This window comes from Candidatus Pelagibacter bacterium nBUS_29 (assembly GCF_051200905.1).
Taxonomy (GTDB): Bacteria; Pseudomonadota; Alphaproteobacteria; order Pelagibacterales; family Pelagibacteraceae; genus Pelagibacter.
In genome coordinates, this window is the sequence record NZ_CP172843.1 from 494,842 (window position 1) to 519,113 (window position 24,272).

General features: G+C 32.0%; 28 protein-coding genes and 5 tRNA genes. 31 read left to right on the plus strand and 2 right to left on the minus strand.

Annotation, left to right across the window (positions count from 1 at the left end):
* The first annotated feature begins 79 nt into the window (after nt 1–79).
* From ACIJYA_RS02595 to ACIJYA_RS02610, 4 genes are all read left to right on the plus strand, one after another.
* A tRNA-Leu gene (locus tag ACIJYA_RS02595) sits at nt 80–165 on the plus strand.
* Between the two features lie 4 nt (nt 166–169).
* Entirely contained in the window at nt 170–940 is a 771-nt protein-coding gene (locus ACIJYA_RS02600; RefSeq protein WP_435088935.1) for an NAD kinase, read from the plus strand.
* A 6-nt stretch (nt 941–946) separates the two neighbouring features.
* Nucleotides 947–1,654, plus strand: a complete 708-nt coding sequence (locus tag ACIJYA_RS02605) for a phytanoyl-CoA dioxygenase family protein (RefSeq protein WP_435088938.1) — start codon at nt 947–949, stop codon at nt 1,652–1,654.
* 158 nt (nt 1,655–1,812) lie between these two features.
* The gene (locus ACIJYA_RS02610) at nt 1,813–2,247 is read left to right on the plus strand and encodes a CBS domain-containing protein (RefSeq protein WP_435088940.1); all 435 of its coding nucleotides are present in this window, start codon (nt 1,813–1,815) and stop codon (nt 2,245–2,247) included.
* Nucleotides 2,248–2,259: 12 nt separating this feature from the next.
* Here the strand turns inward: ACIJYA_RS02610 and ACIJYA_RS02615 are convergent.
* Both ACIJYA_RS02615 and rlmB read right to left on the minus strand, forming a co-directional pair.
* A tRNA-Thr gene (locus ACIJYA_RS02615) sits at nt 2,260–2,336 on the minus strand.
* Between the two features lie 33 nt (nt 2,337–2,369).
* A complete protein-coding gene (gene rlmB / locus ACIJYA_RS02620; RefSeq protein ID WP_435088942.1) occupies nt 2,370–3,113 on the minus strand; it encodes a 23S rRNA (guanosine(2251)-2'-O)-methyltransferase RlmB in 744 nt (247 codons plus the stop codon).
* A gap of 128 nt (nt 3,114–3,241) precedes the next feature.
* Between rlmB and ACIJYA_RS02625 the strand changes: the two genes are divergently transcribed.
* From ACIJYA_RS02625 to rplN, 27 genes are all read left to right on the plus strand, one after another.
* Nucleotides 3,242–3,327: transfer RNA gene (locus ACIJYA_RS02625), tRNA-Tyr, on the plus strand.
* A 45-nt stretch (nt 3,328–3,372) separates the two neighbouring features.
* Nucleotides 3,373–3,446: transfer RNA gene (locus ACIJYA_RS02630), tRNA-Gly, on the plus strand.
* Nucleotides 3,447–3,491: 45 nt separating this feature from the next.
* Nucleotides 3,492–4,682: an elongation factor Tu gene (gene tuf, locus ACIJYA_RS02635; RefSeq protein ID WP_435088944.1), complete on the plus strand. Its 1,191-nt coding sequence runs from the start codon at nt 3,492–3,494 to the stop codon at nt 4,680–4,682.
* Nucleotides 4,683–4,692: 10 nt separating this feature from the next.
* A tRNA-Trp gene (locus tag ACIJYA_RS02640) sits at nt 4,693–4,768 on the plus strand.
* A gap of 16 nt (nt 4,769–4,784) precedes the next feature.
* Nucleotides 4,785–4,976: a preprotein translocase subunit SecE gene (secE, locus tag ACIJYA_RS02645; protein WP_435088946.1), complete on the plus strand. Its 192-nt coding sequence runs from the start codon at nt 4,785–4,787 to the stop codon at nt 4,974–4,976.
* Nucleotides 4,976–5,506, plus strand: coding sequence for a transcription termination/antitermination protein NusG (gene nusG, locus ACIJYA_RS02650; protein ID WP_435088948.1), 531 nt, complete (start codon nt 4,976–4,978; stop codon nt 5,504–5,506). Before secE ends, nusG begins: the two co-directional genes overlap by 1 nt.
* Nucleotides 5,506–5,931, plus strand: coding sequence for a 50S ribosomal protein L11 (gene rplK / locus ACIJYA_RS02655; protein ID WP_435088949.1), 426 nt, complete (start codon nt 5,506–5,508; stop codon nt 5,929–5,931). The genes nusG and rplK overlap by 1 nt, the downstream gene beginning before the upstream one ends.
* Nucleotides 5,931–6,620 (plus strand): 50S ribosomal protein L1, encoded by a 690-nt coding sequence (gene rplA / locus ACIJYA_RS02660; RefSeq protein ID WP_435088950.1) that lies wholly within the window; start codon nt 5,931–5,933, stop codon nt 6,618–6,620. Before rplK ends, rplA begins: the two co-directional genes overlap by 1 nt.
* A 2-nt stretch (nt 6,621–6,622) precedes the next feature.
* Nucleotides 6,623–7,144, plus strand: coding sequence for a 50S ribosomal protein L10 (gene rplJ / locus ACIJYA_RS02665; RefSeq protein ID WP_435088951.1), 522 nt, complete (start codon nt 6,623–6,625; stop codon nt 7,142–7,144).
* A gap of 3 nt (nt 7,145–7,147) precedes the next feature.
* The gene (gene rplL / locus ACIJYA_RS02670) at nt 7,148–7,510 is read left to right on the plus strand and encodes a 50S ribosomal protein L7/L12 (protein ID WP_435088952.1); all 363 of its coding nucleotides are present in this window, start codon (nt 7,148–7,150) and stop codon (nt 7,508–7,510) included.
* A 56-nt stretch (nt 7,511–7,566) separates the two neighbouring features.
* The gene (rpoB, locus tag ACIJYA_RS02675; RefSeq protein WP_435088954.1) at nt 7,567–11,652 is read left to right on the plus strand and encodes a DNA-directed RNA polymerase subunit beta; all 4,086 of its coding nucleotides are present in this window, start codon (nt 7,567–7,569) and stop codon (nt 11,650–11,652) included.
* A gap of 2 nt (nt 11,653–11,654) precedes the next feature.
* Nucleotides 11,655–15,827 (plus strand): DNA-directed RNA polymerase subunit beta', encoded by a 4,173-nt coding sequence (gene rpoC, locus ACIJYA_RS02680; RefSeq protein ID WP_435088955.1) that lies wholly within the window; start codon nt 11,655–11,657, stop codon nt 15,825–15,827.
* 170 nt (nt 15,828–15,997) lie between these two features.
* Entirely contained in the window at nt 15,998–16,369 is a 372-nt protein-coding gene (gene rpsL / locus ACIJYA_RS02685; RefSeq protein WP_023648422.1) for a 30S ribosomal protein S12, read from the plus strand.
* A complete protein-coding gene (gene rpsG, locus ACIJYA_RS02690) occupies nt 16,369–16,839 on the plus strand; it encodes a 30S ribosomal protein S7 (protein WP_028036888.1) in 471 nt (156 codons plus the stop codon). Before rpsL ends, rpsG begins: the two co-directional genes overlap by 1 nt.
* Nucleotides 16,840–16,845: 6 nt before the next feature.
* A complete protein-coding gene (fusA, locus tag ACIJYA_RS02695) occupies nt 16,846–18,924 on the plus strand; it encodes an elongation factor G (RefSeq protein WP_435088957.1) in 2,079 nt (692 codons plus the stop codon).
* Nucleotides 18,925–18,926: 2 nt separating this feature from the next.
* Nucleotides 18,927–19,235 (plus strand): 30S ribosomal protein S10, encoded by a 309-nt coding sequence (rpsJ, locus tag ACIJYA_RS02700; RefSeq protein ID WP_023648425.1) that lies wholly within the window; start codon nt 18,927–18,929, stop codon nt 19,233–19,235.
* Between the two features lie 2 nt (nt 19,236–19,237).
* The gene (gene rplC, locus ACIJYA_RS02705; protein WP_435088959.1) at nt 19,238–19,948 is read left to right on the plus strand and encodes a 50S ribosomal protein L3; all 711 of its coding nucleotides are present in this window, start codon (nt 19,238–19,240) and stop codon (nt 19,946–19,948) included.
* On the plus strand, nt 19,948–20,571 hold the full coding sequence (rplD, locus tag ACIJYA_RS02710; protein WP_435088961.1) for a 50S ribosomal protein L4: 624 nt from the start codon (nt 19,948–19,950) through the stop codon (nt 20,569–20,571). Before rplC ends, rplD begins: the two co-directional genes overlap by 1 nt.
* Nucleotide 20,572: 1 nt before the next feature.
* Entirely contained in the window at nt 20,573–20,866 is a 294-nt protein-coding gene (rplW, locus tag ACIJYA_RS02715; protein ID WP_435088963.1) for a 50S ribosomal protein L23, read from the plus strand.
* Between the two features lie 3 nt (nt 20,867–20,869).
* Nucleotides 20,870–21,709: a 50S ribosomal protein L2 gene (gene rplB, locus ACIJYA_RS02720; protein ID WP_435088965.1), complete on the plus strand. Its 840-nt coding sequence runs from the start codon at nt 20,870–20,872 to the stop codon at nt 21,707–21,709.
* The gene (rpsS, locus tag ACIJYA_RS02725; protein WP_297681959.1) at nt 21,709–22,005 is read left to right on the plus strand and encodes a 30S ribosomal protein S19; all 297 of its coding nucleotides are present in this window, start codon (nt 21,709–21,711) and stop codon (nt 22,003–22,005) included. Before rplB ends, rpsS begins: the two co-directional genes overlap by 1 nt.
* Nucleotides 22,006–22,007: 2 nt before the next feature.
* On the plus strand, nt 22,008–22,406 hold the full coding sequence (gene rplV, locus ACIJYA_RS02730; protein ID WP_028036894.1) for a 50S ribosomal protein L22: 399 nt from the start codon (nt 22,008–22,010) through the stop codon (nt 22,404–22,406).
* Nucleotides 22,390–23,070, plus strand: a complete 681-nt coding sequence (gene rpsC / locus ACIJYA_RS02735) for a 30S ribosomal protein S3 (RefSeq protein ID WP_435088966.1) — start codon at nt 22,390–22,392, stop codon at nt 23,068–23,070. The genes rplV and rpsC overlap by 17 nt, the downstream gene beginning before the upstream one ends.
* Nucleotides 23,070–23,480, plus strand: a complete 411-nt coding sequence (gene rplP, locus ACIJYA_RS02740; RefSeq protein ID WP_023648433.1) for a 50S ribosomal protein L16 — start codon at nt 23,070–23,072, stop codon at nt 23,478–23,480. The genes rpsC and rplP overlap by 1 nt, the downstream gene beginning before the upstream one ends.
* A 1-nt stretch (nt 23,481) precedes the next feature.
* A complete protein-coding gene (rpmC, locus tag ACIJYA_RS02745) occupies nt 23,482–23,673 on the plus strand; it encodes a 50S ribosomal protein L29 (RefSeq protein ID WP_435088968.1) in 192 nt (63 codons plus the stop codon).
* Nucleotides 23,666–23,902 carry a 30S ribosomal protein S17 gene (gene rpsQ, locus ACIJYA_RS02750; protein WP_023648435.1) on the plus strand — a complete coding sequence of 79 codons (237 nt, stop codon included), beginning with the start codon at nt 23,666–23,668 and terminating at the stop codon, nt 23,900–23,902. Before rpmC ends, rpsQ begins: the two co-directional genes overlap by 8 nt.
* Nucleotides 23,902–24,270 carry a 50S ribosomal protein L14 gene (gene rplN, locus ACIJYA_RS02755; protein WP_008544079.1) on the plus strand — a complete coding sequence of 123 codons (369 nt, stop codon included), beginning with the start codon at nt 23,902–23,904 and terminating at the stop codon, nt 24,268–24,270. The genes rpsQ and rplN overlap by 1 nt, the downstream gene beginning before the upstream one ends.
* Nucleotides 24,271–24,272: the final 2 nt, after the last annotated feature.

Sequence of the window (24,272 nt, forward strand, 5' to 3'; positions counted from 1 at the left end):
GAGATAAAATAAAAAAATTTTACTTATTCCTCTTGTTCAATTATAAATATTAGCATAAACACTCATGAAATTCATTAATGCCCTCGTGGTGAAATTGGTAGACACAAAGGACTTAAAATCCTTGCCGCTTGCGGAGTGCCAGTTCGAGTCTGGCCGAGGGCACCACTAAATGAGTAAGCTTCAGATAATTTCTGATAAGAATAAAAAATCCTTAAGCATTAAAAAGTTATTAGTAAAAAAAATAGATAGTCATCAATTAAAACAAAACAATCTTGTAATTGTTATTGGTGGTGACGGTTTTATGCTTGAGACTTTAAAAAAAAATAAAAACTTAAATAAGCAATTCTATGGAATTAACTCGGGAAATTATGGTTTCTTGATGAACAAATTTTCTTCAGAAAATATTATTAAAAATTTAAAAAAAGCAAATATGATTTCTATTTCGCCGTTAGAAATGATTGTTAAAAATAAGAATAATCAAATAAAAAAATCTTTAGCTATAAATGAAGTGTCAATTTTAAGACAAAGTAGACAAGCTGCTTCATTATTGATTAAACATGGATCCAAACAAATTATAAAAAAACTAGTCTCGGATGGTGTTCTTGTTTCAACACCTGCGGGTAGTACAGCCTATAATTTATCAGTGCATGGACCTATACTTAGTCTAAATTCAAAAAAATTATCAATTGCTCCAATAAGCCCATTTAGACCAAGAAGATGGAAGGGTAAAATAGTTAATGATAAATTAAAGATTGTAATCACAAATTTAAATCCATCTAAAAGACCCATCAGTGCTGTTGCTGATAATCTTGAGGTTAGAAATGCTAAATCAATTATAGTAAAGACCAACAATAAGATTAAATTTAACCTTCTCTATGACAAAAATAGAAGTTTGCAAAAAAAAATAAAAATTGAACAACTAAGAAGAGAAACAACTTAATTTAAAGTGTTAACAAAAGAACAAATCAAACAATATCAAGAAGATGGCTTTGTAATTCCTGATTTTAAAATGTCTGATAATGATCTTTTAGAGATAGAAGAGAAGCACAATCAACTAATTAATAAATTTCCAGAGTATAAAAATTATTGTCCAGCTGTTCTTTTAAAAGATGAAAGTTTTTTAAAATATTGTTTGAATGATGAAATATTAGACTTTGTTAAGCAATTACTAGGCAGTAAGTTTGCTTTATGGAACTCAAGTTTTTTTGCAAAACCTGCTCATAATGGCTTTGAAACTCCTTGGCATCAAGATGGTCAATATTGGCCAATAAATCCTCTTGTGACATGCACTGTGTGGTTAGCGATTGATGATGCAACTGAAGAAAATGGATGTCTGAGATTTATCAAAGGATCACATAAAGATAAAAAACTTAAAGATCATTCTAGAAATAACAAAGAAAATTTAACATTGCATCAAGAGCTTAACAAAAATGAGTATGATATTTCTAAGTCAGTTAACTTATTACTTAAAAGAGGACAAATATCATTACATGATGTTTATATGGTTCATGGATCAAAAGAAAATAATTCTCCAAATTCTAGACGCGCAATGACAATGAGGTTTATGCCTCTATCAAGTAAATTTGATCATGAATTTATTTTTGATAGCAAGCCATCATTTAAAATTGATAAAATTTATCCTGTAAAAAATTAGATAATTGGTGTTACTGCACAGATACGAACTGTGGGTCTATTAATAATTAATCAAAAGTCTAAATTTAAAAAGATAAATAGTACCAACGTTAATTGAAAACTATTTCAAATCTATACACACTTTGAACACAGTGATAGGGTTTTATTAATAATAAAAAAATGACAAGATTAGAAAATTTTTTAAAACTAAATAAAAATAGAAAAATTTGGACTATTTCAAAAGACCAAAGTGTAATGCAGGCACTTATTTTAATGTCAGAAAAGAATATAGGTGCAATCATTGTTGTAGATAATAATGATTTTCCAATAGGTATTTTTTCAGAAAGAGATTATGCAAGAAAGGTTATTTTAAAAGGTAAGAATAGCAAAGATACATTATTAGACGAGGTTATGACTAAAGAATTAATTACCGTTACTAGTGATTTCAAAATTGATCAGTGTATGGAATTAATGACCGAACATAGGATAAGACATCTACCAATATTAGAAAATAAAAAAGTTGTTGGAATTATTTCAATTGGTGATGTTCTAAAAATTATGATCAAAGAACAAAAAGAACTTATAGATCACTTACAAAGATTTATAACTAGCTAAAATGCATATTGATGGTGCCCCCGCACGGAGTTCGAACCGCGGACCTATTGATTACAAATCAATTGCTCTACCAGCTGAGCTACAAGGGCATAGGCCATAACTATTAACTATTTATTAATTAATCAACTCTTTTTTTTTAAAAAACTTAAGTGATGAAAAACTATTGCTGCACTATTTGATATATTGAGACTTTCAATCTCTTTATTCATATCAATTTTAACAAAAAAATCTGCATATTTACCTGTGTGCTCTCGCATACCAAAACCCTCTGATCCAAAAAGAAGAACATTTTTTCCTTCCCATTTTACTTCTGTAAAATTTTTTTCACCTTTTGCATCAAAACCATAGACCCAAAAGTTTCTTTCTCTTAAATTCTTAAGAGTTGAGTTGATGTTAGATACTTGAAAAATATTTAAATGCTCCATACAACCACTTGCAGATTTGTACATAAGCTTACTATCTTTTGGAAATTGTCTTTCTTTAATAATTAAACCATCTATTTTAAATGATGCAGCACTTCTAATTAATGAACCAATATTTCTTGGGTCAGTTACTTCATCCAAACAAACAAAAGTACAATCTTTTTTTTCTTTAATGTATTCTTTTAAATCAGGTTGATCTAAATGTTCAATTTCTGCAACATAGCCACCATGCATTAAATGTTCTTTAGATGTATATTTGTCTAATTCTTTTTTAGATTTAAAATAAACTTTAACGTCTTCTAAAACATTTTTTTTTGGATTTTTCCTGTGTATATTTTTCTTAGCATCTTCAGTTAAAAACACTCTTAAAACCTTCCGTTCAGGATTTCTAAGAGCTTCGATAACAGCATGTTGGCCAGCTATAAAAAAAGATGATTTATTCATAAATTTTAATGAGTTTTACACGTTTTTTTGGATATTTTCTTATTAAATCACGTGTTGCATTTGAATAAATAAAATATATAAAACGCTTGTTGTTTGAAGCTTTATTGAACAGGGGACACTTCCCCAGAGGAGGGGTTCCAGAGCGGTCAAATGGGGCGGGCTGTAAACCCGTTGACTTCGGTCTTCGAAAGTTCGAATCTTTCCCCCTCCACCACTCAATAAATTTTTAAGTAACGTGGAGTGTTACTCTTGGGGTCGTGCGGGTGTAGTTCAATGGTAGAACGCTAGCCTTCCAAGCTGGATGTAAGGGTTCGATTCCCTTTACCCGCTCCAAGAAAAAAAATTATTAATGAAAACAAAAACTGAGGTAAAAAAGTAATGTCAAAAGAAAAATTTGTTAGAAGTAAACCCCACTGTAACATTGGGACTATTGGTCATGTCGACCATGGTAAAACAACTCTTACTGCAGCTATCACAATTACATTAGCAGAGGCAGGTGGAGCAGCAGCAGTAGCTTACGATCAAATCGATAAAGCTCCTGAAGAAAAAGAAAGAGGAATTACAATTTCAACAGCTCACGTTGAGTATGAAACTGAAAAAAGACATTACGCTCACGTTGACTGTCCAGGCCACGCTGACTATGTAAAAAACATGATCACTGGTGCTGCACAAATGGATGGCGCTATCTTAGTAGTTAACGCTGCTGATGGTCCAATGCCACAAACTAGAGAACACATTCTTTTAGGAAGACAAGTTGGAATTCCAGCAATTGTTGTTTACTTAAATAAAGTAGACCAAGTTGATGACAAAGATATGATCGAACTTGTAGAAGAAGAAATTAGAGAGCTTTTAACTTCTTACAAATACCCTGGAGATAAAACTCCAATCGTTAAAGGTTCAGCTTTAGCAGCAGTAGAAAAAAGAGATGATGAAATTGGAAAAAATTCAATTTTAGAATTAATGAAAGCTGTTGATGAACATATTCCACAACCAGCTAGAGAAGTTGATAAACCTTTCTTGATGCCTGTTGAGGACGTTTTTTCAATTTCAGGAAGAGGAACAGTTGCAACTGGTAGAATTGAGTCAGGTGTAATTAAAACGGGTGAAGAAGTTGAAATCGTAGGTATTAAAGAAACTAAAAAATCAGTTTGTACTGGAGTTGAAATGTTTAGAAAACTTTTAAACTCAGGTGAAGCTGGTGATAACGTAGGAATTTTATTGAGAGGGATTGAAAGATCTGACATCGAAAGAGGTCAAGTTCTTTGTAAGCCTGGTTCAATTACTCCACACACTAAATTTGAAGCTCAAGCATATGTACTTAAAAAAGATGAAGGTGGAAGACATACTCCTTTCTTTACTAAATACAGACCGCAGTTTTATTTTAGAACAACAGACGTAACAGGAGAAGTAGAATTACCAGCAGGTACTGAAATGGTTATGCCAGGCGATGATGCTAAATTTACTGTTAAGTTGATTACACCGATTGCAATGTCAGAACAATTAAACTTTGCTATCAGAGAAGGTGGAAGAACTGTTGGAGCAGGAGTAGTAACTAAAATTATAGAGTAACTCTATAAATAGGAGTGTAGCTCAATTGGTAGAGCGCCGGTCTCCAAAACCGGAGGCTGAGGGTTCGAGTCCCTCCGCTCCTGCCAATTAGAGCTAAAAATTATGAAAAACCCAATTAAATTTATTCAGGATGTAAAACAAGAGGCGTTTAAAGTTTCATGGCCCACATGGAAAGAGACTTTACAAGGTGCTTTAATGGTGTTTGCGATGGCAGTTGTGATGTCTTTATTTTTTTTACTTCTGGATCAAGTTTTAAAGTTTTTCTTAGAATTATTACTTAAGGTAAGTATTTAATGAAAAATTGGTTCATAGTTCAATCACACTCTAACTTTGAGAATAAAGTTTCTGGTTTAATCAGAGAAGAAGCTGAAAAAGCAAAAATTTCTGACAAATTTGAGGAAATTATTGTTCCAACACATGATGTAACAGAGGTTAAAAGAGGAAAAAGAATTCAGAGAAAGAAGAAATATTTTCCTGGTTATGTGCTTGTCAAGTGCGAGATGGACAACGATATTTATCATATGATTAAAAACTTAAAGAGAGTAAGCGGTTTTTTAGGATCTAAAGGAATTCCAGTACCAGTTTCAGACAAAGAAATTGAAAAGATTTTAGGTCAAATAAAAGATGGTGTGGCTCAGCCAAAATCTGGTATAGAGTACAGCATTGGTGAAAAAGTTCAGGTAGTTGATGGTCCTTTTGCATCGTTCAGTGGAATGGTGGAAGATATAGATGAAGAAAAGTCTAGACTTAAGGTCTCAGTTTCTATATTTGGACGTCCAACACCAGTAGATTTAGAATATAACCAAGTTGAGAAAGCAAGTTAATGGCAAAAGAAATTAGTGGATTTATAAAGTTACAAATTAAAGGCGGTCAAGCTAACCCAGCTCCTCCTGTAGGACCAGCTTTAGGACAACGTGGTGTTAACATCATGGAATTTTGTAAAGCTTTTAATGACAAAACTAAATCGATGGCTGGAAAACCTGTTCCAGTAGAAATTACAGTTTACAAAGATAAAAAATTTGATTTTAAAATTAAATCTCCACCAGCATCGTTCTTTATTAAAGAAGCAGTTAAACGTAAAAGTGGTTCAAAAGAACCCGGAAGAAATATTGTTGCATCAATATCAAAAAAACAATTAGAAGATATTGCCACTCAAAAAATGCAAGATTTAAATGCTCATGATTTAGAAGAGGCAGTAAAAATCATAGCAGGTTCAGCAAGATCAATGGGTATAGAGGTAAAAGAGTAATGCCATCCAAAAGATATAAAAAACTACCTGAAAAAACTAAAGATTTAAACGCTGAGGTGATTGAAAAATTATTACCTGAAGTTAAGAAAAATTGTACAACCAAATTTGATGAGTCTTTAGATTTAAGTTTTCAAATAAATAACAAACAAAAGAAAAGTGAAGTTAATATCAGAACTGTTGTTAACTTACCTGGTGGTACCGGAAAAAACGTTAAAGTTGCTGTTGTTTGTGAAGATAATAAAGCTCAAGAAGCTAAAGATGCTGGAGCTGACATTGTTGGTAGTGATGAGTTTGTTGAAAAAATTAAAGGTGGTGAATTAAATTTTGAAAAATTAATATGTACACCTGGTATGATGATTAAACTTTCTAGATTAGGTAAAGTTTTAGGTCCCAAAGGATTAATGCCAAATCCAAAACTTGGTTCGGTATCAGAAAATATTAAAGAAGCAGTAACTAATGCTAAATCTGGTCAAGTTGAAATTAGAAATGATAAAGATGGAAATATAGGTGTGAGCATTGGAAAAAAATCATTTCATGATGACCAATTATTAAAAAACTTTCATGCAATTTTAGATGCATTAGAAAAAGAAAAATCAAACAACACTTTAAAAGGTGATTTAATTAAAAACACATTTGTTACGTCATCAATGGGCGTTTCATACAAAGTTAAACTAGGGAAGTCGATATAGTCATGTTAACGAAAGAACAGAAAAAAAATTATATTACAGAAATGACTACACAGTTTGAAAATAGTAAAGCTGTAATGGTTACACATTATCAAGGTTTAACAATGACCCAATTAGATGAGTTAAGAGCTCAAATGAGAGAGCATGGAATAATCTTTAAAATAACTAAGAATAGAATAACCAAACTAGCGCTAGAAAAAACCAAGTGTAAAGATCTATCAGATTTATTTACAGGGCCAACAGCAGTCGCTTTTGGTGAAGATGCGATAATGTCTGCAAGAATTCTATCTAAATTTGCTAAAGACAACGAAAACTTAAAATTAATTGGTGGAATTATGGATAATGAGGTCTTAGACCAGGCCGGTGTCCAAAATGTAGCTAGTTTACCAACATTAGATGAAGCAAGAGCAAATATTGTAGGTATTTTAAATGCTCCAGCATCAAAATTAGTGAGTATTTTGCTTGCATACTCAGAAAAAATGAGTAATTTGTCGGCAGAAAATTCTGAAACACAACCCAAAGAGTAAATTATGCCTGACCTAAATAAAATCATCGAAGACCTTTCAAGTTTGACTGTTGCTGAGGCAGCTGAACTTTCAAAACAATTAGAAGAAAAATGGGGTGTAACTCCTATGGCAGCAGCGGCTCCAGCAGCAGCAGGTGCAGCTCCAGCAGAAGATAAAGACGATTTTACAATTATGCTTGTATCAGCTGGTGAAAAGAAAATTAATGTTATTAAAGAAGTTAGAGCAGCAACTTCATTAGGTTTAAAAGAAGCTAAAGATCTTGTAGAAGGAGCTCCAAAAGAAGTTAAGTCTGGTGTAAATAAAAAAGAAGCTGAAGAGATCAAAGCTAAGCTTGAAGCTGCAGGCGCAAAAGTAGAACTTAAATAAATTAACAAGAAAGAATTCGAATACTGATTATTTTTAATCAGTATTATTAAACATAAATGCAATTATCTTTTACTGAAAAGAAAAACATAAGAAAAAGTTTTGGTAAACTAAAAGAAAGTTTATCTATTCCTAACCTAATTGAAGTACAGAAAAATTCTTACAAAGAATTAACTGAATTTTATGCTGAAACAGAACTTACAAAAGGTTTTGACAGAGTTTTTAAAAGTATATTTCCAATTGAAGATTTAAATGACAAAGCAACATTAGAATATGTCTCGTACAGATTGGACAAACCTAAGTTCGATGTTGAAGAATGTATTACTAGAGGTTTAACTTATTCATCTGCTCTTAAGTGCACTTTAAGACTTGTTGTTTATGAAATTGATCAGGAAAATAATACTAAAGACATCTTGTCTGCAAAAGAACAAGAGGTTTATATGGGTGAAGTTCCCATGATGACTAACAGTGGTACTTTTATTACCAATGGTGTTCAAAGAGTTGTAGTTAATCAAATGCACAGAAGTCCTGGTGTATTTTTTGACCATGACAAAGGCAAAACTCACGCAAGTGGAAAACTATTGTTTAATGCAAGAGTTATTCCTAACAGAGGTTCTTGGTTAGATTTTGAATATGATGTTAAAGATTTTTTATATTTTAAAATTGATAGAAAGAAGAAAATTTTTGCTTCAACTTTGTTATTAGCATTAGGTTTTACTAAAGCTGAAATCGTTGACGAATTTTATGAAAGTGAACAATTTAACTTTGATCCTAAGACCGAAAAATGGAAAACAAAATTTAATCCAGAAAATTATAAAGCAAAAAATTTTTCAGAAGAAGTTACTGATGTCAAAACTGGTGAAGTAGTAATTAAGTTAGGTGATAAAATTAACTTCCTTAATGCAAAAAAATTAGCTAACGATGGACTTAAAGATATTTTGGTAACAAGAGAGTCTTTGTATGGGAAATTTCTACATAGAAACGTTAAAGTTAACGATGAAGAAGAGGGCACTTTTTCAATCGGAACAGAGTTAAATGATGCTGTGATTCAACAAATACTAGATGCAAACATCCATTCGTTACAAATATCTGTAACTAGCTCAATTAATAAAGGACCTTATTTATTAACAACAATTTTAAATGATAAGAATAATACTAAAGATGAGGCTATTACTGAAATCTATAAAATGCTTAGACCTGGTGAGCCACCAACAATTGAAATAGCTACTCAAATTTTTAATAATCTATTTTTTAGTTCCGACAGATATGATCTTTCTGACGTTGGAAGAGTTAAAATGAACTCAAGGCTAGAACAGGATTGTTCAGATAAAATTACAATTTTGAGAAATGACGATATCATAGCAATCGTTCATAAGATGTTAGATTTAAGAGACGGAAAAGATGAAGTCGATGATATTGACCATCTTGGCAATAGAAGAGTACGTTCTGTTGGTGAGTTAGTTGAAAATCAAGCACGTATCGGTGTCTACAGAATGGAAAGAGCGATAAAAGAAAAAATGACAACTTTAGATGTTGAGTCAGCAATGCCTCAGGATTTAATTAATGCTAAACCTTTAACAGTTTCTTTAAAAGATTTTTTTGCAAGTTCTCAACTTTCACAATTTATGGATCAAACCAATCCATTATCAGAGATTACACATAAAAGAAGGGTTTCAGCTTTAGGACCTGGTGGGTTAACAAGAGAAAGAGCTGGTTTTGAAGTGCGTGATGTTCACCCAACTCACTACGGAAGAATTTGTCCGATTGAAACACCAGAAGGTCCAAACATTGGATTAATAAACAGCTTATCAACTTATGCAAAAATTAACAAATATGGCTTTATTGAAAGTCCATATAAAAAGGTAAAAGATGGTGTTGTTCAAAACAATGTTGAGTATTTATCTGCTATGGAGGAAACAAAATTTACTATTGCACAGGCAAATACTAAATTAGATAAAAATGGAAAAATAATTGAAGAATTAGTTTCTTGCAGACAAAATTTAAATTTTCTTTTAGCTAAACCTGAAACTATTGATTACATTGATGTATCACCTAAACAACTTGTATCAGTTGCTGCTTCGTTAATACCTTTTTTAGAAAATGATGACGCTAACAGAGCTTTAATGGGATCTAACATGATGAGACAAGCAGTTCCATTATTAAAACCCGAGTCACCTTTGGTTGGAACGGGTATTGAAAGCGATGTTGCTTTAGACTCAGGTGTTACTATTGTTGCTAAGCGAGATGGAACAGTGGATAAAATTGATGGTAAAAGAATTGTAATTAAAGCTACTGAAGAAACTGACTTTACAAAATCAGGTGTTGATATTTACAATTTACAGAAATTTAAAAGATCAAATCAAAATACGTGCATTAACCAAAAACCTTTGGTTAGAGTTGGTGACAAGGTTAAATCTGGAGATATTATAGCGGATGGTCCTTCTACTAAATTAGGTGAATTAGCTTTAGGTAAAAACGTAACTGTAGCCTTTATGCCATGGCAAGGTTATAATTTTGAGGATTCAATTTTGATTTCTGAAAGATGTGTAACTGACGACGTGTTTACTTCTGTTCATATTGTCGAATATGAAATTATGGCAAGAGATACAAAATTAGGTGAAGAAGATATAACTAGAGATATTCCAAATGTTAATGAAGAAGCATTAAAAAACCTCGATGAATCTGGGGTTGTTTATATTGGTGCTGAAGTTAATGCAGGTGATATTTTGGTTGGAAAAGTAACTCCTAAGGGTGACTCTGCTTCAGGACCTGAAGAAAAATTATTAAGATCAATATTTGGAGAAAAAGCTATAGATGTAACAGATACATCTTTAAGAATGTCTAGAGGAAGTAGTGGGACTGTTGTTGATGTAAGAGTATTCAATAGACACGGTATTGAAAAAGATGAAAGATCAATTACGATTGAAAGAGCAGAAATTGAAGAAGTTCAACAAGACAAAATTGTTGAAGAAGAGATTTTAGAGAGAAGCATTAAACAAAGAGCATCACAATTTTTATCAGGATCTTCTTTAACTAAAAAAGTAAAAGATTTATCTGAAGGTACTAAATTAGATTTCGAATCAATAGATAATTTACCTATCAATGATGTTTTTAAAATTACAGTTGGCAATGTTAATGATGAAGCAACTTTAGCACAACTTAAAGATCAATATAATAAAGCAAAACAAGATATTACTGAAAGATTTGAAGATAAAGTTTTAAAAATTAGAAGTGGTGACGATTTACTTCCTAGCGTTATGAAGATGGTTAAAGTTTTTGTTGCAATTAAGAGAAGACTAAGACCTGGAGATAAGATGTCTGGAAGACACGGTAACAAAGGTGTTGTAAGTAAAATTGTTCCTGTTGAAGACATGCCCTATAGAGAAGATGGAAGACCTGTTGATATTGTTTTAAATCCACTTGGTGTACCAAGTCGTATGAACGTTGGTCAAATTTTAGAAACTCACTTGGGATGGGCTTGTAAAGAATTTGGTGAAGAGGTTAAAAGATTGGTTAATGAGAATCATAAAAAGATTGAAAAAACTGAAAAAATCTCAAAATTTTTAAAATCTGTTTATGGTGAAGAAACTTTTGATAATAAAGTTGAAAAATTAAGCAAACCTGAGTTCAAAGATTTAGTTGAAACTTTACAAGACGGAATAGCTATTTCAACACCAGTATTTGATGGTGCAAAAGAAAAAAATGTTACAGAAATGTTGGAGCTTGCTAAATTACCAGGATCGGGGCAAACATATTTATGGGATGGAAGAACAGGTGAAAAATTTGATAGACCTGTAACAGTTGGAATAATTTATATGCTTAAACTCCATCATTTAGTTGAAGACAAAATTCATGCTAGATCAACAGGACCTTACAGTTTAGTTACACAGCAACCTTTGGGTGGTAAGGCTCAATTGGGTGGCCAAAGATTTGGTGAAATGGAAGTTTGGGCATTAGAAGCTTATGGTGCATCATATACACTTCAAGAAATTTTAACTGTTAAATCAGACGACGTTGCTGGAAGAGTTAAGGTTTATGAAACTATTGTTAAAGGCGAGGAAAATTTTGAGTCAGGTATACCTGAGTCATTTAACGTTCTGGTTAAAGAAATTAAATCATTAGCACTAAATGTGGAGCTTAATTAAAAATGAAAAAAGAACTAACAGATTTATTTAAAAACACTGAGATTTCTGAAGCTCAAAATTTTAATAGCATCAAGATAACATTAGCCAGTCCTGAAAAAATTAAATCATGGACTTTTGGCGAAATAAAAAAACCAGAAACAATAAATTACAGAACCTTTAGACCTGAAAAAGATGGTCTATTTTGTGCTAGAATTTTTGGCCCAATTAAAGACTACGAATGTTTGTGTGGAAAATACAAACGAATGAAATTTAGAGGAATTATCTGTGAAAAATGTGGTGTTGAAGTTACAAAATCTAATGTTCGAAGAGAACGGATGGGTCACATTAACTTAGCAACACCTGTTGCTCATATTTGGTTTTTAAAATCATTACCAAGCAGAATTGCTTTAGCAGTTGATATGAAACTTAAAGAAATCGAAAGAGTTCTTTATTTTGAAAACTTTATAGTAATTGAACCTGGTTTAACTGGATTACAAAAAAATCAACTTCTTAATGAAGAAGAATTAGCCAAATACCAAGATGAGTTTGGTGAAGAATCATTTGAGGCAGGCATTGGTGCTGAAGCTGTACTTGAAATGCTAAAAAATTTAGATTTAGAATTAGAAAGAAAAAATCTTATTAGCTTTATTAAAGAAACAAAATCAAAAGTTAATGAAGAAAGAGCAATCAAAAGATTAAAATTAGTTGAATCGTTTATTGAAACAGGACAGAAACCTGAATGGATGATTTTAACGGTTGTACCAGTAATTCCACCTGAACTAAGGCCTTTAGTGCCTTTAGATGGTGGAAGATTTGCTACATCAGACTTAAATGATCTTTATAGAAGAGTTATTAACAGAAATAATAGATTAAAAAGATTAATGGATCTAAAAGCTCCTGATATCATTGTTAGAAATGAAAAAAGAATGCTTCAAGAGTCAGTGGATGCATTATTTGATAATGGTAGAAGAGGCAGAGTAATAACTGGTACTGGAAAAAGACCACTTAAATCTTTAGCTGAAATGCTAAAAGGTAAACAAGGTAGATTTAGACAGAACTTACTTGGAAAAAGGGTAGACTACTCAGGAAGATCTGTAATTGTTGTTGGCCCAGACCTAAAACTTCATGAGTGTGGTTTGCCAAAAAAAATGGCTTTAGAACTTTTTAAACCATTTTTATACGCACGATTAAATAAGCTTGGATTAGCATCTACAATCAAACAAGCAAAAAAATTAGTTGAAAAAGAAACAAATGCTGTTTGGGATGCTTTAGAACTAATTGTTAGAGAACATCCGGTAATTTTAAACAGAGCACCAACACTTCACAGATTGGGTGTACAAGCGTTTGAACCTAAACTTATAGAAGGTGATGCAATTGAATTGCATCCTTTAACTTGTGCAGCTTTTAATGCTGACTTTGATGGTGATCAAATGGCTGTTCACGTTCCATTAAGTTTGGAAGCTCAATTAGAAGCTAGAATATTAATGCTTTCTACAAACAATATTTTATCTCCATCTAATGGTAAGCCGATTATTGTACCAAGTCAGGATATGATTTTGGGTATTTATTACCTTTCTCAAGAACCTATGACAGATAAATCTTCTGGATATTTTGTCGATGTTGATGCTATTGAATTTGCTTTAGCTTCAGACCAAATTAAAGTTCACAGTACAATCATATCAAGAATTGAAACAGTTGATGATAATGGAAACAAGAAATATGAAAAATATACATCAACAGCTGGCAGATTTTTATTAGCAAATTTACTTCCAAAAAATAGCAATATTAAATTTTCTTTAGTTGATAGATTGCTACCTAAGAAAACTGTTTCTGAAATTATAGATGTAGTGTTTAGATTTTGTGGACAAAAAACAACTGTTATATTCTGTGATAAATTAAAAGATTTAGGATTTAAACATGCTTTTAAAGCTGGAATTTCATTTGGAAAAGACGATCTTGTAATTCCAGAAAGCAAAACTCAATTAATTGAAGACACAAAAGGATTAATAGCAGATTATGAAAATCAATATTCTGAAGGATTAATTACAAGAGGTGAAAAGTACAACAAAGTCGTAGATGCTTGGTCAAAATGTACAGATAAAGTTGCTGGTGAAATGATGAAGGGTATTTCTGCTACTGAAAAAACTCCAGAAGGCTTGAAAATTAATTCAGTTTATATGATGGCTGATAGTGGTGCTAGAGGATCTGCAGCACAAATGAAACAGCTAGCTGGTATGAGGGGTTTGATTGCAAAACCTTCAGGTGAAATTATCGAAAGCCCAATTATTTCTAATTTTAAAGAGGGTTTAACAGCATTAGAGTATTTTAACTCTACACACGGTGCTAGAAAAGGTCTTGCAGACACAGCCCTTAAAACTGCAAGTTCAGGTTATTTAACTAGAAGACTTTGTGATGTTGCTCAAGATTTAACAATTACTAAAGTTCAATGTGATGATCCAGGATTTATCGAACTTTCAGAAATTTTAGAAGGTGGAAATGTCGTAGTCAGCTTATCTGAAAGAGCTTTAGGAAGAGTTACTGCAGCTGATGTAAAAAACCCACTTACTGGTGAAGTTGTAATTAAAAAATCAAAAATGATTGATGAAGCAAGTTGCGATTTGATCGATGCTGCTGGTGTAAAATCACTTAAAGTTTATTCAGTAATGACATGTAGTTCAAAAGAAGGTGTTTGTTCAACTTGTTATGGAAGAGATTTATCTAGAGGTAAAATGGTGCATGTTGGAGAGGCAATTGGAATGATTTCTGCTCAATCAATTGGTGAACCAGGTACTCAGTTGACTATGAGAACTTTCCACGTTGGTGGAACAGCATCAGTTAAACAAGATTCTCAAATTGTAACCAAAAACGAAGGTACACTTAAAATTTTAAACTCTAATATTTTAGAAGATTCTAAGAAAAACTTAATTGTTATGGGTAGAAATACTCAACTTTCTATTGAAGATGATAATGGTGTTCAGGTAGCTGTTTATAAAGTTGCTTACGGATCAAAATTATTTTTTAATAATGGTGATAAAATTAAAGCTAATACAAAAATTTGTGAATGGGATCCATATACCACTCCTGTAATCGCTGAAAAAAGTGGTACAGCAAGTTTTGTTGATTTAATAGATGGTGTTTCAATTCAAGAAACTACAGATGATGCAACTGGTATATCTTCAAAATCAGTTATTGATTGGAGAGCTCAATCAAAAAGCACTGATTTAAAACCAAGAATTACTCTTAGAGATGACAAAGGAAATGTTATTAAAAAAGCTGATGATAATGAAGCTAGATATTATTTGGTACCAGACTCAATTCTTTCAATTAAAGATGGTCAAAAAGTTTTTGCTGGAGACGTTATAGCTAGATTGCCTAAAGAAACCACTAAGACAAAAGATATCACTGGTGGTCTTCCAAGAGTCGCTGAATTATTTGAAGCAAGAAAAGCAAAAGATAGTGCGATTATTGCTGAAAATGATGGGCAAGTTGTATTTGGTAAAGAGGTTAGAGGAAAACAAAGAGTTTCTATCGTTCCGGAAGATGGAGCCGAACCTTCAAATTATTTAATTCCAAAGGGAAAACACATTAATTTCAATCCAGGTGAAAAAATACAAAAGGGTGAATATTTGCTTGATGGACAACCTTTGCCACATGATATTTTAAGAGTATTGGGAATTAAAGAATTAACTGAATATTTTGTAAACCAAGTACAAGAAGTTTATAGATTGCAAGGTGTAATTATTAATGACAAACACATCGAGACTATACTAAGACAAATGCTTAAAAAAGTTGAAGTAAAAGTGTCTGGTGATTCTAGTTATTTACCAGGTGAAGTTATTGATAGAATAAAATTTGATATTGTAAATGAAAAGTTAGAAGCTGAAGGTAAGACACCTGCTGTTGGTGAGCGTGTATTGATGGGTATAACCAAAGCTTCGTTACAAACTGAGTCGTTTATTTCAGCTGCTTCATTCCAAGAAACTACTAGAGTTTTAACAGATGCAGCTATTAAAGGTAAAGTAGACCCATTAAATGGCCTAAAAGAGAATGTTATTGTGGGTAGATTGGTTCCTGCTGGAACAGGTCATATCAAAAACAAATGGAATAAAAAAGCACTTGAGGATGACAATAATTTTATTGCTGAACAAGATAAAATAGAAACATCAGAACCTTCAGAAACTCCTCCAAATCAGTAAAAATATCACTTAATACTTGAAGTTTTAGTTTGACAAAGTCAGATTAATAAGTATTTTGGCGATGTTTTTGGTTGGAATGTAGTACCTACTAATAGTACTAAACGCTGCCACAAAATAACCTGTCAGTTATTTTCTTCTAAAAATAAATTAATTAATTTTATAAAAAATTTATGCCAACTATTAATCAGTTGTTAAGAAAAAAAAGAGTTAAACAATTAACTAGGAACAAAGTTCCTGCATTACAAAAACAACCTCTCAAAAGAGGTGTGTGTGTTAAAGTTTACACAACTACTCCTAAAAAACCAAACTCTGCATTAAGAAAAGTTGCAAGAGTAAGACTGTCAAATGGTTTTGAAGTTACCGCTTACATTCCAGGTGAAGGACACAATCTTCAAGAGCACTCAGTAGTATTAATTAGAGGTGGTAGGGTAAAAGATTTACCAGGTGTTCGTTATCATATTTTAAGAGGAAATCTTGATACACAAGGTGTTGCTAATCGAAAAAAAAGAAGATCTTTATACGGAACTAAAAAAGGTAAATAATGTCTAGAAAAAAAACGCAACCAAAAAAAAATGTAGTTCCAGATCCAAAGTTTAATTCAACTATCATACCAAAGTTAATTAACAATATAATGTACGATGGTAAAAGAGGTGTTGCGGCTAAGATTGTTTACGATGCAATAGATAAAATTAAAACAAAATCTAAAGACGAGCCAATTAATATTTTTAATGAAGCTATAAATAATATTAAGCCTACTGTTGAAGTAAGATCAAGAAGAGTTGGTGGTGCTACTTATCAGGTTCCTGTTGAAGTAAAAAGCAAAAGAGCTCAAGCATTAGCTATTAGATGGTTAGTAGATTCTGCAAGAAAAAGAAAAGATAAACACATGTCAGATAAAATTTTTAATGAATTGTTTGATGCTTATGAGAAAAAAGGTGCTGCAGTTAAAAAAAGAGAGGATGTGCATAAAATGGCTGAGTCTAATAAGGCCTTTGCACATTTTAGATGGTAATAAATTATGGCTAGAACTCACACATTAGATAAATATAGAAATATTGGAATCATGGCCCACATCGATGCCGGCAAGACTACTACAACAGAAAGAATTTTATACTATACAGGTAAAAGCCATAAAATAGGTGAAGTACATGATGGTGCTGCAACTATGGACTGGATGGAACAAGAACAAGAAAGAGGAATTACAATTACCTCTGCCGCAACTACTTGTTTTTGGAATGATCATAGAATTAATATTATAGACACACCAGGTCACGTAGATTTTACAATTGAAGTTGAAAGATCTCTTAAAGTTTTAGATGGTGCGGTATGTGTTTTTGATGGTGTTGCAGGTGTAGAGCCTCAATCAGAAACTGTTTGGAGACAAGCAGACAAATACAAAGTTCCAAGAATTTGTTTTGTGAATAAGCTGGATAGAACTGGTGCAGATTTTTTTAGATGTGTGGACATGATTAGAGATAGATTAGGTTGTAAACCATTACCTCTACAAATTCCGATTGGTATTGAAGCATCATTGTCTGGTGTTGTAGATTTAGTGAAAATGAAAGCACAAGTTTGGAAAAATGAAGCATTAGGAGCTGAATGGGAATACAAAGATATTCCTGATGATTTAAAAGAAATTTCTCAAAAGTACAGAACTGAATTAGTTGAAACTGCTGTTGAACAAGACGAAAAATTAATGGAAGCTTATTTAAATGGTGATGAAATTAAAGAAGAAGATTTAGTAAAATGTATTCGAAAAGGAACTTTAAACTTTAGTTTCGTGCCAATTACTACAGGTTCTGCATTTAAAAATAAAGGTGTACAGCCATTACTTGATGCAACAATCAATTACCTACCAAGCCCAATTGATATTGGGTCAATTAAAGGAACAAAACCAGGTTCAGAGGAAGAACTAGAAATGAAATTTGAAGATACAGTTCCTTTTTCTGCTTTAGCTTTTAAAGTCGCGAACGATCCATTTGTTGGTTCACTTACTTTTATTAGAATTTACTCTGGAACTATCAAAACTGGTACAGCTGTTTACAACACATCAAAAGATAAAGAGGAAAGAGTAGGCAGAATGCTTTTAATGCATGCTAACTCAAGAGAAGATATTAAGGAAGCAAATGCTGGAGATATTGTTGCCTTAGCTGGTTTAAAAAATACTATAACTGGCCACACGTTATGTGATGAGAGCAATCCTGTGTTACTGGAACCAATGGAATTCCCAGAACCTGTAATAGAAATTGCTGTAGAGCCAAAGACAAAAGCTGACCAAGAAAAAATGGGTGAAGCACTTGGAAGACTTGCAGCTGAAGATCCTTCATTTAGAGTTACATCTGATGAAGAGTCTGGACAAACAATCATTAAAGGTATGGGTGAACTTCACTTAGATATTATTGTAGATAGAATGAAAAGAGAATTTAAAGTTGAAGCAAATGTTGGTGCTCCTCAAGTAGCTTATAGAGAAACTTTAGAAAATGCTTCGGAAGTTGAATATACTCACAAAAAACAAAGTGGTGGTGCAGGTCAATTTGCGAAAGTCAAACTACTAGTTGAACCTCAAGAACCAGGCGCTGGAAGATCTGTTGAAAGTAAAATTAAAGGTGGTGCAATTCCTAAAGAATTTATCCCAGGTGTAGAAAAAGGTATTGAAACTGTTTCGGATAATGGAATTTTAGCTGGTTTTCCCATGATAGATTATAAAGTAACTATTATCGATGGATTGCACCATGATGTAGATTCAAGTGTTCTTGCCTTTGAACTTGCTGGTAGAGCCTGTTTTAAAGAAGCTTGTACTAAAGGAACATTAAAACTGCTCGAGCCTGTTATGAGAGTTGAAGTAGTTACTCCAGAAGATTATATGGGTGATGTAATAGGTGACCTAAATAGTAGAAGAGGCCAAATAAGCACTCAAGAACAAAGAGGTAATGCAACTGTAATTACAGCAATGGTTCCATTAGCAAACATGTTCGGATATATAAATAATTTAAGATCAATGTCTCAAGGAAGAGCTCAATATTCTATGTTCTTTGATCATTACTCTAAAGTACCACAAAATGTACAAGACGAAGTAACTAAAAAGATTGCAGGGTAATTATGGAAAAACAAAATATTAGAATCAAACTTAGAGCTTACGACAATAAAATTTTAGATGCATCTACTGAGGAAATAGTAAACACTGTAAAAAGAACAGGTGCAACTATCAAAGGACCCATCCCACTACCAACTAGAATTGAAAGATACACAGTTTTAAAAGGGCCGCATATCGATAAAAAAAGTAGAGAACAATTTGAGTCAAGAACTCATAAAAGATTAATAGATATTATAGAGCCAACACCACAAACTGTGGAAGCTTTAATGAAACTTGACCTTGCGTCAGGTGTTGATGTGGAGATAAAAATTTAATTATGTCTGAAATAGCTCTAATTGGAAAAAAAATAGGTATGACTAGAGAGTTTTACAAAACTGGTCAGCTAGTTCCTGTGACTGTACTTAAAGTTGAAAAGGCTAGAGTTATCCAAGTTATAGATGAAGAAAAAAGAGGCTATAAAGCTGTACAACTTGGTTATGGAAAGATAAAAAATTCAAAACTTACGAAATCAATGAAAGGTTTTTTTGCTAAAAAAAACACTGAGGCAAAAAAAACTCTTAAAGAATACAGAGTTAAAGATACTGAAAGTTATAAAGAGGGTAACGAGTTTGGTTTAGAGATATTTAAAGACATTAAATTTGTAGACACAAGATCAAAAACAATAGGAAAAGGTTTTGCGGGTGCAATGAAAAGATGGAATTTTGGTGGTTTAAGAGCCAGTCACGGTGTTTCAGTTTCACATAGAGCCCATGGTTCAACAGGACATAGTCAAGATCCCGGCAAAGTATTCAAAGGAAAAAAAATGGCTGGTCATATGGGTGACAGACTTAGAACAATGCTTAATATTGAAATTATCAAAACAGATTTAGAAAACGAACTTTTGTATTTAAAAGGTTCAATTCCAGGTTCAAAAAATACAGAAGTAGTAGTGAGAAAATCAATTAAAAACATAAATAAAATGACAATTTCAGAAAAAATTGCAGCAGCAGAAGAAGCAAAAAAAACACCTGATAAAAAGAAAAAATAATGAAAATAGAAAAAATAAGCATTGATGGAAAAAAAGATACTATTGAAGTATTAGATAAAATATTTTCTGCAAAAATTAATAGTAAGTTGGTAAGTAGCGTTTTATATAAAACTAACGCTAACTACAAAGGTAGACATGCTAAAACGAAACAGCAAAATGAAGTAAGTGGCCCTACATCAAAAATTTATGCTCAAAAAGGAACTGGTGGAGCAAGACATGCAAGTAGAAAAGCACCAATATTCGTTGGTGGTGGTATAGCACATGGTCCTAAGGGTGAGCTTGCTTACAAAAAAAGAAAATTAAATAAAAATGAGAAGAAGCTAAGTGTAGCATCTTTAATTACTGAAAAAAATAAAGACAGAAATTTATTAATTTTAAGTGATTTTTCAGCTGAAATAAAAAAAACTAAAGAAATGAATGCAATTATTCAAAAATTAGAAATATCAAATTCTTTAATTATCTTAGATAAAGCTTCTAAAGAGAAAATTGAAAAATCAGCCAGAAACATTCCAAATGTTAAAGTAACTGATGTAAACCATTTTAGCTCATACGATATTATAAAATTTAAAAAAGTTGTTTTTACCGAAAGCTCAGTAAAAGAGCTAGAAAAGAGATATTCTTAAAATGGATAAAATACATTTATACGATAAAATTGTTTCTCCAATGGTTACGGAGAAATCAACAAATTTATCAGAACAAAATAAAATTGTTTTTAAAGTTCCTGCTGGTGCAAATAAAACAAATTTAAAAAAAAATATTGAAAAAATTTTTAAAGTAAACGTGACTAAGATTAATATAATCAACAAACAGAATAGAGTTAAAATAACCAGAGGAAAAAAAGTGAGAGTTTCTGGTTTTAAAAAAGCAATAGTAACACTTAAAAAAGGTCAAAGCATTGACCTAACCACAGGAATTTAATAAATGGCATTAAAAACTTTTAAACCTTATACAAAATCTACCAGAGGAACTATTCTGGTTGACAGAACTGGTCTATGGAAGGGTAAGCCTTTCAAATCACTTGTATCTCCAAAAAATGCAATGAAAGGAAGAAACAATAACGGACATATAACTAATATTAATAGATCTGGTGGCCATAAAAAAATGTATAGACATGTAGATTTTTACCGTAAAAAATTTGATATGGAAGCTACCGTTGAAAGAATTGAATATGACCCAAATAGATCGTGTTACATTATGTTAGTAAAATTTGAAGACGGTTCTCATGCTTACTATTTAGCACCACAAAAAATCAAGGCTGGTGATAAAATTGAAAATGGTTCTAAAAAAGAAATTAAAGTTGGAAATTGTATGCCACTCCAAGATATTCCAGTTGGTATAAACATACATAACGTTGAAATTCAACCAGGTGCTGGTGGTAAAATTGCTAGATCTGCAGGTTCGTCTGTAACAATTAGTGGTTTAGATGGAAACTATAGTTTAATTAAATTAGCTTCAGGCGAAGTTAGAAAAATTGACTCTAGATCTTTGGCTACAATAGGAATTTTAACTAATCCAGATCAAAAAAATATTAAAATTGGTAAAGCAGGAAGATCAAGATGGCTTGGAAGAAAGCCACATACTAGAGGAGTTGTGAAAAACCCTGTAGATCACCCTCATGGTGGTGGAGAAGGTAAATCAGCTGGTGGTAGACATCCCGTTTCACCTACAGGTCAATCTGCTAAAGGATTAAAAACAAGAGATAATAAGAGAACAGATAAATATATTGTTAAGAGAAGAAATAAGAGGAAGGATACTAAGTAATGGCTAGATCAGTATGGAAAGGACCTTTTGTTGAGGAAAGCTTAATGAAAAAAGTTGATAAATACAAAGATGATCCAAAGAAAATTCCAATTAAAACATGGTCAAGAAAGTCAACAATATTACCTGATTTTGTTGGTGTAAGTTTTCAAATTTATAACGGTAAAAAATTTATACCAATCACAATCTCAGAGGATATGGTTGGACACAAACTAGGTGAATTTTCGCCTACGAGAACTTTTTATGGTCATACACCAGCAGATAAAAAAGCTAAACCTGCAACAGCGGCTAAAAAATAAATATGAATAAGACAAAGAAAAAAAATAGAAAAAAAGTAGATACAGTTAAATCTGTAAACAATAGTATAAGAACTAGTGTTAGAAAGCTTAATCCTATTTTAAAAAGTATTGTTGGAAAAAAAGTAGATGTAGCTATTCGAGATTTACAATTCTCGGCTAAAAGAATTAGCAAAGATATTAGAAAAACAATTAGTTCTGCAGTCGCAAACGCAGAAAACAATTTTCAGTATGACATTGACAACTTAGTTGTTAAAGAAGCTTATTGTGGAAAAAAAATTGTAATGAAAAGATTTAGACCAAGAGCAAAGGGTAGAGCTGCACCAATTTTAAAACCTTGGTCAACAGTAACTATAATTTTATCAGAAGTTAAACAAATGGAGAGTCATGGGACAAAAAGTTAATCCTGTAGGTTTTAGATTGGGTATCAACAGAGGTTGGGACTCTGTTTGGTTTGCTAAAAAGAAAGATTTTGGAAATTATTTAATAGAAGATTTTAAAATTAGAGATTATATCAAAAAAAATGTAGTTAATTCTGGTGTATCCAAAGTGATGATAGAGAGAACATCTAATAAATGCTATGTAACTATCTACACCTCAAGACCTGGATTTGTTATTGGAAAAAAAGGTAGTGATATTGATAAAATTAAAAATAATTTATCAAAATTCACAACTAATGAAGTTGCACTTAACATTAAAGAAGTAAAAAAACCTGAAACTAATGCTTATTTGGTTGCTGAGAATATCGCTCAACAATTGGTAAAAAGAATTTCATATAGAAGAGCTATGAAAAGATCCATGCAATCATGTATCAGATTAGGAGCAAGAGGAATTAAAGTTTCTATAAGTGGAAGACTTGGTGGAAACGAAATAGCAAGAACTGAATGGTTAAGAGAAGGCAGTATACCTTCACACACTTTAAGAGCTGATATAGATTATGCTGAAGCAGAAGCTTTAACAACATATGGTATTATAGGAATTAAAGTTTGGATCTATAAAGGTGAAGTTTTTGCAAGAGAGTTCAGTCAAGAAACTAATAAAGCAGCACCAAAAGAGGTTAAAGAATAATGCTTCAACCGGTTAGAACTAGATGGAGAAAAGCTCACAAGGGAAGAATCCATGGAACAGCAACTAGAGCAAGTTCTATTAATTATGGTGCGTTTGCTCTGAAAGCTTTGCAACCAGAAAGAATTACAGGAAAACAAATTGAAGCTGCTAGAGTAGCTTTAACTAGACATATGAAAAGACAAGGAAGAGTTTGGACTAGAGTGTTTCCAAATATCCCAGTATCAAAAAAACCGATTGAAGTAAGGATGGGTAAAGGTAAAGGAAATCCTGAATTTTTTGCGTGTAGAGTTAAACCTGGAAGAATATTGTTTGAAGTTGATGGAGTTTCTGAGCAGATAGCTAAAGAAGCTCTTTACAAAGCTTCAGCTAAATTGCCAATAAAAACTAAAACTATTAAGAGGTTTGCTTAATATGAAAAAACAAGAAATTAAAAAATTATCAAAGGATGAAATGATAAAAAATATAGATAAATTAAAAAAAGATCTTTTTAATTTTAGATTTCAAAAAATAAATTCACAAGTAACAAACCCTGCAAAAATTAGTGAAACAAGAAAAACAATTGCAAGATTAAAAACTTTATTAAAAGGAAAAATTAATGCCTAAAAAAATATTAACTGGAGTAGTTATAAGTGATAAGCCAAATAAAACTATAACTGTAATGGTTGAAAGAAAATATTCTCATCCTGTACTTAAGAAAGTAATCAAAGTTAGAAAAAATTATAATGCTCATGATGAAAATAATACATTTAAAACTGGTGATAAAGTTTCAATTATTGAAAGCAAACCGTTTTCGAAAAATAAAAAATTCCAAGTAATGGAGAATACAAAATAATGATTGGTGTACAAACAGAATTACAGGTAGCAGATAACACAGGCGCTAAAAGAATAGAATGTATAAAGGTGCTTGGTGGATCTAAACGAAGATATGCAAGCATCGGTGACACTATTGTGATTGCTGTAAAAGAAGCAATACCAAAAGGTAAAGTTAAGAAAGGTACTGTCCATAAGGCTGTGGTAGTGAGAGTAAAAAAGGGAATTCATAGAAACGATGGTTCAAAAGTTAAGTTTGATAACAATGCTGCAGTTTTAGTTGATGATAAAGGTGAACCAGTGGGAACAAGAATTTTTGGTCCTGTAACAAGAGAATTAAGAAGCAGAGGGCAAATGAAAATAATTTCACTAGCACCGGAGGTTTTATAAAG